Annotated in this window: 12 protein-coding genes; 4 read left to right on the plus strand and 8 right to left on the minus strand. The window is 69.7% G+C overall.

The genetic code is table 11. The features are described 5' to 3' along the window. Positions 1–36 precede the first annotated feature (36 nt). Both KV203_RS18565 and KV203_RS18570 read left to right on the plus strand, forming a co-directional pair. A complete protein-coding gene (locus tag KV203_RS18565) occupies positions 37–879 on the plus strand; it encodes a 50S ribosomal protein L11 methyltransferase (protein ID WP_066469258.1) in 843 nt (280 codons plus the stop codon). Positions 880–969: 90 nt separating this feature from the next. After that, the gene (locus KV203_RS18570) at positions 970–1,524 is read left to right on the plus strand and encodes a lipoprotein LpqH (protein ID WP_169797491.1); all 555 of its coding nucleotides are present in this window, start codon (positions 970–972) and stop codon (positions 1,522–1,524) included. Positions 1,525–1,545: 21 nt separating this feature from the next. On the opposite strand, the gene KV203_RS18575 is transcribed toward KV203_RS18570, so the two are convergent. Beyond that, positions 1,546–2,424 carry a cation diffusion facilitator family transporter gene (locus tag KV203_RS18575; RefSeq protein ID WP_157079776.1) on the minus strand — a complete coding sequence of 293 codons (879 nt, stop codon included), beginning with the start codon at positions 2,422–2,424 and terminating at the stop codon, positions 1,546–1,548. Positions 2,425–2,597: 173 nt separating this feature from the next. After that, positions 2,598–2,783, minus strand: coding sequence for a hypothetical protein (locus tag KV203_RS18580; protein WP_066469254.1), 186 nt, complete (start codon positions 2,781–2,783; stop codon positions 2,598–2,600). Between the two features lie 114 nt (positions 2,784–2,897). Here KV203_RS18580 and KV203_RS18585 point away from each other — a divergent pair, with 114 nt between their 5' ends. Beyond that, complete coding sequence (locus KV203_RS18585; protein ID WP_066469253.1) at positions 2,898–3,995, plus strand: hypothetical protein; 1,098 nt, start codon at positions 2,898–2,900, stop codon at positions 3,993–3,995. 16 nt (positions 3,996–4,011) lie between these two features. Here the strand turns inward: KV203_RS18585 and KV203_RS18590 are convergent, their stop codons facing one another. The 5 genes from KV203_RS18590 to KV203_RS18610 are packed head-to-tail and all read right to left on the minus strand — an operon-like array spanning position 4,012 to position 9,883. Beyond that, positions 4,012–5,463 carry an aldehyde dehydrogenase gene (locus KV203_RS18590; protein ID WP_066469252.1) on the minus strand — a complete coding sequence of 484 codons (1,452 nt, stop codon included), beginning with the start codon at positions 5,461–5,463 and terminating at the stop codon, positions 4,012–4,014. Positions 5,464–5,474: 11 nt separating this feature from the next. Beyond that, positions 5,475–6,524, minus strand: a complete 1,050-nt coding sequence (locus tag KV203_RS18595) for a PLP-dependent cysteine synthase family protein (protein ID WP_246600241.1) — start codon at positions 6,522–6,524, stop codon at positions 5,475–5,477. Further along, a complete protein-coding gene (locus tag KV203_RS18600; RefSeq protein ID WP_066469249.1) occupies positions 6,517–7,893 on the minus strand; it encodes a type III PLP-dependent enzyme domain-containing protein in 1,377 nt (458 codons plus the stop codon). The genes KV203_RS18595 and KV203_RS18600 overlap by 8 nt, the downstream gene beginning before the upstream one ends. Beyond that, positions 7,884–8,855 (minus strand): ornithine cyclodeaminase family protein, encoded by a 972-nt coding sequence (locus tag KV203_RS18605; RefSeq protein ID WP_246600243.1) that lies wholly within the window; start codon positions 8,853–8,855, stop codon positions 7,884–7,886. Before KV203_RS18605 ends, KV203_RS18600 begins: the two co-directional genes overlap by 10 nt. Then, on the minus strand, positions 8,852–9,883 hold the full coding sequence (locus KV203_RS18610; protein ID WP_083529964.1) for a TauD/TfdA family dioxygenase: 1,032 nt from the start codon (positions 9,881–9,883) through the stop codon (positions 8,852–8,854). The genes KV203_RS18605 and KV203_RS18610 overlap by 4 nt, the downstream gene beginning before the upstream one ends. Before the next feature lie 116 nt (positions 9,884–9,999). Between KV203_RS18610 and KV203_RS18615 the strand changes: the two genes are divergently transcribed. Continuing rightward, positions 10,000–11,226 (plus strand): inosamine-phosphate amidinotransferase 1, encoded by a 1,227-nt coding sequence (locus KV203_RS18615; RefSeq protein ID WP_217995961.1) that lies wholly within the window; start codon positions 10,000–10,002, stop codon positions 11,224–11,226. Here the strand turns inward: KV203_RS18615 and KV203_RS18620 are convergent. Next, positions 11,214–12,629, minus strand: a complete 1,416-nt coding sequence (locus KV203_RS18620; RefSeq protein ID WP_066469246.1) for a hypothetical protein — start codon at positions 12,627–12,629, stop codon at positions 11,214–11,216. The two genes, KV203_RS18615 and KV203_RS18620, sit on opposite strands and share 13 nt — an antisense overlap. Positions 12,630–12,742: the final 113 nt, after the last annotated feature.

Below are 12,742 nucleotides of genomic sequence, written 5' to 3' on the forward strand. Positions count from 1 at the left end.
TGGTCGGGGGTCGGTAACAAGGTCGGAGGTCGGGTCTTGTCGGTCGATTATTGGTCCACGTCGGACAACCCGTTCGAGTGCCTGATCGACCACCGACGAACCGAGATGCTGCGGACCGCCATCGAGGGTGCGGTCACCCCGGGCGACATCGTGATCGACGCCGGCGCCGGGACCGGGATCCTGTCGCTGTTCGCGGCAGCCGCCGGTGCCGGCCAGGTCTATGCGGTGGAGATCGACCCGCTGCTGGCCCACACATTGGATCGGACGGTCCGGCTGAACGAGCAGACCGAGGCGATCACCGTGGTGAGCGGCGACATCCGCACGGCCGATCTGCCCCGTGCCGACGTCGTGATCGCCGAGCTGATCGACACGGCGTTGATCGACGAAGCGCTGGTCCAGGTGGCCAACGCGCTGATCGGCCGCGGCGTGATCGACACCGAGACCATGCTGCTGCCGAGCGACTACCGGACCCGGGTGCAGTTGGTGAACGCCGACAACATCTACTACGGCTTCCGGGTTGCCGCGGTCCGGCACGAATGGCCGCATTACACCGATCGCGAGCATTGGACCAGCCCGCCGGTGACCGCGGCGACGCCGTGGTTCGACGTCTGGTCGGCCCGGCTCGGCACCGGCGTCTCGGAGGAGCCGATCATCTTCGAGTTCACCGCCGAGTTCGCCCGCCCGACGACGGTCAACGGCCTCCGCATCGCGGGCGACGAATTGTTCGGTGTCGCCGGCTGGACCGGCGGATATCCGTCGTTGAATGCGCCCAAGCTCATCCCGCTCGACCCGATCACCGTGTGCGGTGCGGTGACCTTCCGGGGTGGCTACCGGCTGGGCGGCGGGCTCGGTTCGGTCTGGCTGGAACCGTCCGGCTGATAGGTTCTCCTCGTCCCACGTTCTCGGGGGCACGTCCGGCCCGGGTGCAACGTCCCCGGGCGGAATCTTTCGGAAGGAACGATGTTGACCATGGCCGATCTCCGGGTAGCCGCGGCAGCCGCGTCGCTGTTGGCCGTCACTGTGGCACTGGCCGGCTGCGGATCGAGCGATGAGAAGTCCGGCACCGAATCGAGCACCGCTGCGGTATCGGGTTCGGACGCATCGGGTTCCGTGGCACCGACCAGCGCGGGCGCGGCGACCGGGGTGCGGTCGTCGGTGACCCTGGACGGCAAGCCGGTCGAGGGGTCGTTCAGCACCACCTGCGCCAAGAAGGACGGCACCCTCACGCTGACCCTGAACGACCCGGAGCACGCCACCTACGGCGACCTCACGGTCACCGCGGTGCTCACCGCCGCCGACGACGCGGTGCAGTCGTTCTCGGTCGCCGGCACCACCGGCGGCACCGGGCCGGGGCCGTACACGCTCGGCTACACCGTCGGCATGCCGATCGGCTCGGCCCAGGGGCAGAACGACGGGATCAAGTACAAGGTGACCGGCCAGGCAGTCGCCACGGACCGGAGCGCCCCGGCAGCATCGATCCCGTTCGACGTGATCTTCTCCTGCGACTCGGTCGCCGGCGCCTGACCGGACGGCCCGGCCGAGGGATCAGGCGTCGATTTCCGCTTCCTCCGGGGTGGCGAGGGTGAGCACCACCTTGCGTAGCCGCGGGTCTTCTTCGAGCTGCTTTTCCAGCGTGCGCAAGGTCCGCGCGACCTGGGCCTCGGCGAAGTCACCGACCAGGTCGACGCCGGCCACCACGTACAGCTGGCGCGGCCCGACGAACTCGGTGCGCAGGTAGGTCACCCGATCCACCTCGGGCAACGCGCGCAACGTCGCCAGCATGGCGAGACGCACCCGCGGTGCCGCCTGCTCGCCGACCAGAAAACGTCGGTTCCGGTCGATGAGCATCAGGGCGACACCGCCGAGCAGCACGCCCACCAGGATCGACCCGATCGCGTCCGGCACCGGCGACCCGGTCAGCTGATGTGCCAGGATCCCGATTGCTGCGATGATCAGACCGACCAACGCAGCCGCATCCTCGGCGAAGACCGCCCGCACGGTCGGGTCGGAGGTCCGGAGCGCCTGCCCGACCACCGATCGATCCGCGTCCTTCGCCTCCTTCTGCAGCTGGCGGTAGGACTGCCGGAACGAGATCCCCTCCAGCACGAACGAGATCCCCAACACCAGGTAGGCCAGCAGAAAATCGTCCGCCGGCTCGGGCGCCTGCAGCTCGTGTATCCCGTGCGTGATCGACACGCCGGCGCCGAGGGCGAACAGACCGATCGCGGCGAACATCGACCAGATGTACACCTCCCGGCCGTAACCGAGCGGATGCGTGCGGTCGCCGGGGCGAGCGGCGCGGCGGTTGGCGATCATCAGCAGGATCTCGTTGCCGGTATCGGCCCAGGAATGCGCCGCTTCGGCGACCATCGATGCCGACCCACTCAATGCCGCTGCCACCGACTTGGCGATCGCGATGAGCATGTTCGCCGCGAAGGCGAGCAACACGGTGAAGACGCTTTCGTTCTCGTTCACGGTTCGATTCTCTCGCGGGTAGGCCGAACGATTCACCGCTCGGCTGCCGCGTCGCACCGATACCTACCGCGGGGTCGGCCGGATGACGTACCCGGCGCCGGTCGGGCGGTTCGCAAAGGGGCTTATTCGGGATAGTTGGGCAGTTCGTTACAGCCGTGGCCGGACAATAGCGCAACCGTTATTAACATGTTATCGTCGATCTTAAGGGCGGCCACCGTCGGTCGCTCGGTCACCGAATGCTCGATGCACGACTCGGCGAGAAACTTGCCGAGCGTGCCCGTCGCGGCGTCCGGTGGGTCGGGGAGCACAACACCACTGCATGCCGTGGGTAGGCGAGCGGGTCGAAACCGCTACGCCTCGTTCACGGTGCTCGTCCACCCATCGGTCGCCCTGCCGCGGCGGGTCAACCGAAGGGATCGATCGTGTTCACCACCACCGCATTACAGGGACCGTCGAACAACCGAACCCGGCCGGCCGCCAACCCCCGAATCCGCTGGTACGACCGGCCGTGGCTGGACGAGTCGATCGTGACGATCTGCGGCCCGTTCGACCTCCCGCCGGAATGGGCCTTTCGCGAGGCCGTGCTCCGGCTCGCGGCCGACCAGCCGCAGCGCCGGCTACTCCGGGACCGCGGCTTCGCGCCGGACACCCTGGTCACGACGCGGGAACGACCGGCCGGCCCGATCGGCAGCACCGACACCGGCCGGCTGCTCGACGCCATCGCCACCGACGAAGAGCTCGCCTGGCCCTTGGCTATCGTTCGTTGCGGCAACTACCTCGGCGTGCGGTACGCGCCGGGGGTGGCGGACAACGACCTGGTCGGACCGACCGTCCGCACGCTCCTCGGTACCGCCTTCAACATCCAGGCCGGCCGGCCATCGGCCGACACACCCGATGCGGCACGACCGGCCACCACAGCCGCGCCGCGCAGCAGCCGAGCCGGCCGCTGCACCAGCATCGCCACCATGTCCGCCGAGCAGCATGCCGAACTCGGGGAGTGGGCGGCCCGGTACGCATCCCGGGCGTCCCGGCACGCGCTCCTGGTGGCCGGGATCACCCGGAGCCTCGACGACGTCGGCCTCACCGTCGCCTCCCAGGCGACCCGGATCTCCTTCGAAGTGGGCCGGGATCGTCGCCGGGTCGGGCTCACCGGGTACTGGCCAGCCGGCCGGCCGCTCCGGCTTCCGCTGCGACCTTCCCCGGACCAGGTCCAGGTCGCGGCGCAGGCCGCCCCGCCGCGGCTCCGACCGATGCCCACCCGGGTCGGCCTGCCGCGGCTGACCTTCCACCACCTGGGTCGCCCACCGGCTGCCGCACACCTGCCCTACCTGCCCGGTCTGCCGGTGACCTGCACCGGCAGTCTGGCCCCGAGCGCGCCGCCGGACGTTGCCGTCATGACGATGGAATGCCAAGGGGCGCTGCACTTCTCGGCATCCTGCTTGGCGAACGGGCCGGACCCGTTGCTGCTCCGCGCCGCGCTGGAACGATTCGCCGAAAACCCGGTCGCGATCCTGCGCTGACCGGCCACCGCGGAACTCAGCTGGAGTAACCGGGCGGCATCAGCACCGACTTCTGTTCGCAGAACGCGTCGAGCCCCTCCGGTCCGCTCTCCCGGCCGATCCCGGAATTCTTGTATCCGCCGAACGGCGAACTGGGGTCGAAGGCATACCAGTTGATCGCGTAGGTCCCGGTCCGAACCTGCGCTGCCACCTGGCGGCCACGCTCGATGTCGGTGGTCCAGACCGAACCGGCCAACCCGTAGTCGGAGTCGTTCGCGATCCGGATCGCTTCGTCCTCGGTCTCGTACGGGATCACCGAGAGCACCGGCCCGAAGATCTCCTCGCGAGCGATGGTCATCGAGTTGTCCACGTCGGCGAAGATCGTCGGCTCGATGTACCAGCCGCGGTCCAGATCGGCCGGCCGGCCGCCGCCGTACACCAGCCGGGCACCCTCGGCCGTTCCGGCAGCGATATAACCCTCGACCCGATCTCGCTGTCGTTGCGAGATCAGCGGGCCGAACGCCGTCGTCGGCTCCGCCGGGTCGCCGACCTCGAGGAATCCGGCCGCGCCGGTCAGCGCGTCGAGCACCTCGCCGTAGCGTTGCCGCGGGGCGAGAATTCGGGTCTGCGCCACACACGCCTGGCCGGAGTTCATCAGTCCGGACATCAGCAGCATCGGCGCCCCGGCAGCAAGATCCATATCGGGCAGCAGAATCGCCGCCGACTTACCACCGAGCTCGAGCGAGCAGCGCTTCAGTTGCTCCCCCGCCACCGCGCCGATCCGGCGACCCACCGCCGTACTGCCGGTAAAGGTGATCTTGTCGACCCCGGGGTGGGAGATCAGGTACTCGCCGGTGTCGGCGCCGCCGGGCAGCACCGACAACACCCCCTTCGGCACCCCGGCCTCGGTGAATATGTCGGCCAACAAGTTCGCCGTGAGCGGGGTCTCCGGCGCCGGTTTGACCAGCACCGGGCAGCCGGCCAGCAGGGCCGGAGCCACCTTGTTCACGAAGAGGAACAGCGGCACGTTCCAGGCGATCACCGCTGCGACGACACCGACCGGCTCGCGGGAGACGTAGCTTTCGCCGAACACGCCGACCCGTTTCTCGGTCCAGGGAAAGGCCTCCGCCATGCCGGCGTAGTAGTTCAGCACCGCTATCGTCGGCGTTTGCTGCAACATCCCGACCATCGCGGTCGGCGCACCCATCTCCGCGGTCAACATCGCGGTGAGCTCGGCGCTGCGCCGATCGATCACCAGCGCAACCTCCGCCAACACCGCCGCCCGCTCGCTCGGGGTCAGTCGCGGCCACGGTCCGGACTCGAATGCCGCACGGGCCGCCGCCACCGCCCGGTCGATGTCCGCCGGGCCGGCGATCGGGGTACTGCCGACCAGCTCCTCGGTCGCCGGGGAGTACACCTCGAGGCGTTCGGCGGAGTCCGGGAGCGTCCATTCGCCCCCGATGAACAGCTTGTCGTAGCTGACGCTCATATCGAAACAAGTTACCGAGTCTCGTGCGCGGACGATACGGCTTCGGCCGCGTAGCCGTCCAGCAGTTCCGCCACCGCACGTTCGGCCGCCGGGTACAGCAGCCCCTTGGCTCGCAACCACTCGTCGTTCGACACGGTGTCGAGGTACTTCTCCCCGCCGTCGCAGGCGATGGTCACCACGGTCGCACCGGGGCGCAGGTCCCGCAGTCGACACAGCGCGACGTACACCGCGCCGCCCACCGAGCCGCCGAGCAGCAGCCCGATTCGCCGGCCGATCACCCGCGCGGTCGCGAACGCGTCCCGATCGGACACCTTGACCCCCTCGTCCAGCAGGGCGTAGTCGATGGTGTGGCCGATCGGCGCGCCCGGTGGCGTGCCGGTGCCGGACTGCCAGTACGGCCCACCCGGGCCGCCGAACACGATCGAGCCGACCGGCTCGACGCCGATCACCCGGACCGCCGAGCCCCGACGGCGGAGCTCGCGCGCGGTGCCGAACAACGAGCCGCCGGTGCCGACCGAACTGATCAGATAATCGACGTCACCGGCGAGGTCGGCGCACAGTTCCGCGGCGAGCGCGGTGTAGCCGGCGGCGTTGCTCGGATTGTTGTGCTGGTCGAAGAAGCAGGCGCCGGCCTCGGCGGCGGCCAGGGCGGCCGCATGCTCCTCGCGTGCGGTCGGACTGGGGGTGTCGTCACCGGCGCCCCCGACGTACACCAGGTTCGCACCGAGCGCGGCCAGCGCACGCAGCTTGTCCCGGCTGGCGTGCCCGTCGACGACCGCGGTGAACCGGTAGCCCCGCTCGATCGCGATCACCGCAAGGCCCAATCCGGTATTGCCCGATGTCGATTCGACGATGTGCCCGCCCGGCGGCAACCGGCCCTCGCGTTCTGCGGCGAGCACCATGCTGCGCGCCATCCGAATCTTCGCCGAGCCGGTCGGATTGAACTGTTCCAGCTTCAGCAGCAGTCGGGTCCCGCCGGCGGTGCGGCACAGCTCCAGCAGCGGGGTGCGCCCGATCAGATCGGAAACCCGGTGCACGACGTTCTCCGCCGGCTCACCCACGCCGGCTCCGGGGTACCCCGGCATCCAGCCGCCAGCGCACGCGCGGTCCGCCGGTGTCCACCACCACCTTCGGCGGTAGCGCCAGCTCGTGAAACTCCGACTCGTTCGAATCCATCTGATATCCGGCCGTATTCGGATAGATCAACAGATCGCCGAGTCGCGGCGGACCGGGCAGTTGCACCTTCCGCCAGGTCAGCATGTCGTCCTCCAGGCAGCTGGCGCCGCCGACGCAGACCCGGACCGGGCGGTCGGACGGCCGCGCCGGCCAGAGCACCGGATCGGGCAGATACTCACTGCCGAACCACTGTTCGGACAAGCTCAGGCTGGTCCCGGCCACGGTGACGATGCCGTAGCCGGCACGCTCCTTGTAGCCCTGCACCGGGAACACCGAGAAGCCGCAGCCGGCCAACAGCGCGCGGCCGGGCTCGATCAGCAGCCGAGTTCCGGTCGTGGCCAGTCGAGCAGCCAGATCGCCGCCGCCGGGCACGGACTCGGCGAGCACGGCCGCCAGCATGGCCGGACCCGCCGGGTCGCTGTGATACGGATAGAACGTCCGGAAGGACTTTCCCGCGTGGAACCAGCTGTCCCGGAACTCTCGCTGAAATGCTTGCCACGCTTGGTCATCCACGTAGTCGACGGTGAACCCGCCGCCGATCGACACCGCGCCGGCCGCCAGCCCGCGCGCCCGGGCCGCCACGCACCGGTCGATCGCCGCAGCCGCCTGCCAGGCACGTGGCGCGACCGCATACCCGGTGAGATGGAAGGAAAATCCGGTCAGCTCGACCGTGTCTCGCTGCTCGACGCACCGATCCAGCGCGGTCGCAAGTTCGGCGTCGGTCAGGCCGAACCGGCTGTCCGGGTCGGCCGCCGGCCGGATCCGCAACAGCAGCCGGACCGGCGCCACCGTCCGGGCCAGCACCAGCAGTCGGGCCAGCTCGTCCAGCGCGTCCACCGCGATCACGCTGCGGTGCCGCACCGCCAGCCACAACAACTCGTCGGACTTCGCCGGTCCGGTGATCACCAGCTGATCGCCGGTGACCCCACCGGCCAGCGCACCGACCAGCTCGGCCACGCTGGCCACGTCGACCCCGGCGCCGGCGGCCGCGCATCGCGGCAACCAGCACGCCGCCTTGTTGGCCTTCTTGCCGAAGTAGATCGTCCCGGCCACTCCCGCATCGGCGAACCGCTCGGCGAACCCGGTCAGGTTGGCGGCGAAGTGCGCGTCGTCGAGTACGTGGTAGGGCCCACCGACGGCGTCGGCGATATCCCCCAGCAGCTCCGGGTGATCCCGAACCCGGCCGACCCAGGACGGCTCCCGGGCCGGTAACGGCACCGGGCCCGGCCGCGGATCGGCAGGGTTCAACTCCATAGCGGCACCGACCGTCCGCGGCCGGCGGCGATCGCACGTTCGGCGAGCAGGCGCCCGACGGCCACATCGGTCACCACCATCCCGCTGTTGTAGGCGAACACCCGGTCGGCCGGCGTCCGCCGACCGGGGCGGCGACCGGTCAGCAGCTCCGGGAGCTCGGCGTCGACCGGCCGCATCCGCCCGTCCGGACCGGCCAGGTAGCGGCCGGTGACGCCGAGCTGGGCGGCGCTGGTCGCCGTCGCGTAGTCGGCCGTCCGCAACGCCGAACCGGCGACCCCCCAACCGACATCGGCGAGCACCGCGCCCGGCCGGAGCCCGCTGGTAGAGATCCGAACCGCGGTCTGCGGCCCGGACGCAGCCAGCACGACGTCGGCCGCCGTGACCGCGGCATCGAGATCGTCGACCGCCTCCACCGCCCGGCCCGGGAAGTGCGATAGCAGCTCCCGCCGAACCGCCGCCAGACCGGCCGGATGCGTCCCGTATACCTGCAACCGGGTCAGTCCGGGGAGCACGGTGAGCAGGTAGGGCAGCGCCGCCCGGCCCTGCGTTCCGGTACCGATCAACAGCGCGGTGCGCGCGCTCGGCAGCGCGCTCGCCGCGACCAGCAGCGCGGTGGTGGCCGGGGTACGCAAGGCGCCGATCCGGGCGCAATCCAGCAGCGCCACCGGCAATCCGGTGGCGTCGTCGTACAAGGTCAGCGTCGTGTAGTAGCGAACCTGCCGGTCGTCGTGCCGGTACGAGGTCTTGAACCCGACCAACCGATCGGGCCGGTGATACCCCAGCATGGCGTAGGCCACCGAGTGATGTTCGGCCACCGGCATGGCCAGCTTGGTCGGGTTGGCCGATCGGCCTTCGGCCACGGCCACGAAGGCCGCCCGGACCGCAGCGAGCACCTCGCCGACCGTGATCGGGATGTCGGCGAGGTCGCTGCGGGTGAGCAGGCGTAGTTCCGGTTCGCTCACCGCCGCGCACCTGCCGGGAGCTGAGCCGGCGGGAGCAGCCGGGTGACCCGTTGCCCGTAGCCGCGTTCGGTCCGTTCCCGAGCCGGGCGGAAGCGTTCGGCGACAGCGATATTGACCCGCTTGAGCCAGCGGTCGGTGCCGTCGAATCGCGCGGTGAACGGCACCCGGCCGTGCACCACGACATCGTTGTCGATGATGGCGACGTCGCCCGGTTCGAGCACCAGCAGGTCGGCGACGCGGGCCAACTCCGCACCCAGTTCGGCGTACGCCGCCCGAAATTGCGGACCGGCATCCCGCCACGGGGTGTAATCCGGATCGTAACGGATACACAGTCCGTCCGGCCGCTCCCAGAGCACCGGCACCGGCTTCGCCGCCGGCCATCGTTCCAGGTCACCATAGGTGAGATCGGGCAGAATCGGCACCGTCGGACGGAGCAGAATCTGCCGGGTAGCAGCGGACAGCTGCACCCGGCGGATCGACGCGATCGTGGTGGCGACCCGATCCGGATTGCGCACGCACCCGAGTAGGAAAGCGTGGGCGCGGAGCGGATGGAAGGCATCCTCGGTGTGCGGACTGAGCACGATCTCGCTGCTCGCTCCGGTCTGTATCCGCTCATAGCCGCGCGCCGGCACCACGTTGTTCACCAACCGGCCCTCCTGCTGGCCGCACCAGCCGAACGGGGAGCCGATCATGGTGGCCAGCAACAACATCTGGAGATCGATCGGCGCGCCGGTCCGGTCGTTCACGGCGGCCCAGCTCGGCGGGGTACGGCCGAGCTCGGCACTGTCGAGCCGAAGTCCGCGCAGCACCCGTACGCCGGCGTCGCCGGCCGGGAGGGCGACCAGATCGGCCAGCTCACCGGTGAGCCCGGCAGCCAGCTCGGCGATGGCATGGCGACAGCGCGGACCGGCTGGACCACCGTAGGCATCGGCCAGAATTCGGCCGAGCTCGTACAGCAGATTTCGGGAGTTCGGGCCCAGCTCGCAGATCTCCACCGCCGATATCTCGCTGTCCAGCACCGCAGTCATTCGCCGATCCGCTCCCAGATACCCAACATGCCGTACGCTTCCTCTCGAACGCTCAGCGAGGAAGCCAGGCAAGCCAAACCTACATTGCGGTCAGACGGACGGGCTAATCTGTCCGGATGACGCCGCTGCCGCGCCACATCGCCGATACCATCGTCGCCGATCCGCCGTCGGGCGAGCACGCCGATCTCGGCACGAATCCGAACCCCTTGCGGCTCAACAGCTACGACGAGTGGTCGGCGCTGCGCGCGGTGATCGTCGGCTCCGGTCGGCACCATCCGGCACACGATCGTGATCTCAGCTTCGACCTTTTCCTGTACGAGAACATCGTCGAGGACAACGATCTCGCGGCCAAGCCGTGGTTGCGTCCGCCCTTCACCGGCCCCCGGCAGCGGATTCCGATCGCACAGCAGTACCTCGACGAACTCGACGAGGACATCGCCGGCCTGGTCACGACCCTCGAGTCGGTCGGCATCACCGTGCACCGGCCGCTGGAGTTGGACCCGGCGACGACCGAGATCCGCACGCCGGCCTGGTCGGCGACGATGCTGCCGGCGCTGAACATCCGGGACTCGGTGATCGTGCTCGGCGACGAGATCGTCGAGACGCCGCCGCTGATGCGCGCCCGCTACTTCGAGAATCAGCTGCTCAAACCCACATTCCTGGAGTACTTCCGGCGCGGGGCGCGCTGGTCGGTCATGCCCCGACCGGTGATGACCGACGGCTCGTTCGACTTCTCCTACGTGGCCGGTTCCGGCTCGCCGGACGAGCCGATCACGGTGACCACCCGACCGGACGACTCGCCGTATCGGGTCGGGGTGGAGCCGATGCTGGATGCCGCGCAGATCGTCCGGTTCGGCCGAGACGTTCTGGTCAACGTATCCACCGCGCACCACCAGCTCGCCTTCGACTGGCTGGAACGCCAGTTCGCCGGGCGGCTGCGCTTTCATCGGGTCTACCGGCTCAGCGACGACCACATCGACAGCACCGTCGTGCCGTTGCGGCCCGGCCTGCTCCTGGTCCGCGGACCGGAGGTGCTCGACCGGCTGCCGCGCCCGCTGCAGCGCTGGGACCACATCTGCTATCCGGAGCCGACCGGACTGCCCGGGTACGGCCCGGACGATCTGGTGCTGGCCAGTCGATACATCGACATGAACGTGCTCTCGATCGGCCCGGACACCGTGCTCGCCAACCCGGACCACCCCGCATTGATCCGGCAGCTGGAGGCGAAGCGGATCGACGTGATTCCGGTCCGGCACCGGCACCGACGGCTGTTCGGTGGCGGCTTCCACTGCTTCACCGTGGACGTGGTGCGCGACGGCGAGGCCACCGACTACTTCGACTGAACGACGGTTCCCACCGGCGTCGGGGCCGCAACTGCGGCGGTGACCTCGGTGAATGCCTCGGCAAGCAGACGGGTGTACGCGTCGACGTCGCCGATCACGTCGGCGTCGGCGACGACCGTCACGGTGAGATCCGTACTCCCGCCGATCAGGCTGTGTCCCAAGCCGATCGCCGCCGCGGAGTTGATCAGGTGACCACCGAACGAGTACGGCCGATCCGCCAAGGTCCAGTCGGCCGCGCTGCCGACCCGGCGCACGCTCGTCACCCCGGCAACCCAGAGCCGCTGTTCCTGGATGTCGATCGGCGAACGGCGGTGGCTGCGCACGACCAGCCGGTACGGGATCGCGCCGCCGACATGCAGCGCATCGACCGCCAGCGCCTTCATCGCCACCAGGCGATCACGCGCGGTGGCCTGGATCGTCCGCGCCCGCTCGGCGGGATCGGTGATCGACGGATACAGATCGGCCTGAATCGCCGTGATCTTGTTGACCACGGGCGAATCGCGGGGGTCGTCGAACCGGACATTGACCAGTACGGCCAGATCGGGCGGGCACTCGGCTCCGGATCCGATCAGATGACGCTCGATCGCGAGCGATATCGCCGTCACTGCCAGCATCGTGACGGTCAGTCCGCGGCCACGCGCGCCCGCGATATCGGGCCGGATCACCCGAGCGACCGGCAGCCCGGCCCCGAGCGGCGCGTTGAGCGCGCTCGGCGTCCGATCGGTGAATCCCAGATCCGCGCTGTCCGCCGCCCGCCGCCGCAGGGCAAAACCGACCCGGCGCAGGTTCCACCGCAGATACTCGAACGGCAGCAGGGCGGCACCTGCGATCGTGGCAGCGACCGGCCGCGGCCGGTCGACCGTGCCGCCCAGCCGCGGGATCAGGAACGGTGCCGGCTCCGCGCCGAACAGGGCCCCGGCCAGGCTCTCGATGTGCTCACCGAGCAACAAGGTATGGCTGACCTGCGCGAACAACACGGTTACCGAGCTGTCCCGGGCTGCGTCGGCGGCGGCCGGCCCGGTCGGGGCGCCGCGCACATCGGTATAGGCGGTCAACCGCCACGGCGCCGCGTGCAGATCCAGCTGCTCGGCGAACGTACCGGTCAGCGCTTCCAGGAGGTCGGCCCACGGGGTCGGCCGGTCGTGTACCCGGAGCCGCTCGACCGGCCGACTGCTCCCGGCAACCCAGTACGGATTGCCGACCTGCCCGGGGACATCGGCGATATGCCGGTCCAGCACGGTCAGATACGCCTGCCGGCGCTCCAGCTGAGCACGCAGGTCGCCGGCGCTCGGCGGCCCGGCCGGTCCGTTGTCGAACACCCAATAGACCGTCCAGTCGTTGACCCGGTCGCCGCCGCCCAGATAGATCCCGGCATCGCCGACCTGAACCCGGGCACCGAGCAATTCCGCCAGTGAACCCCCTCCGACAACTCGCCGGATGCCTGTTCGCCGTGGACTCATCTATCGCCTTCTTCACCAGTGCGGTTTCCGACCGCTGTTTCGGACCACCGCATGAA

The organism is Skermania piniformis (genome assembly GCF_019285775.1).
Lineage (GTDB): Bacteria > Actinomycetota > Actinomycetes > Mycobacteriales > Mycobacteriaceae > Skermania > Skermania pinensis.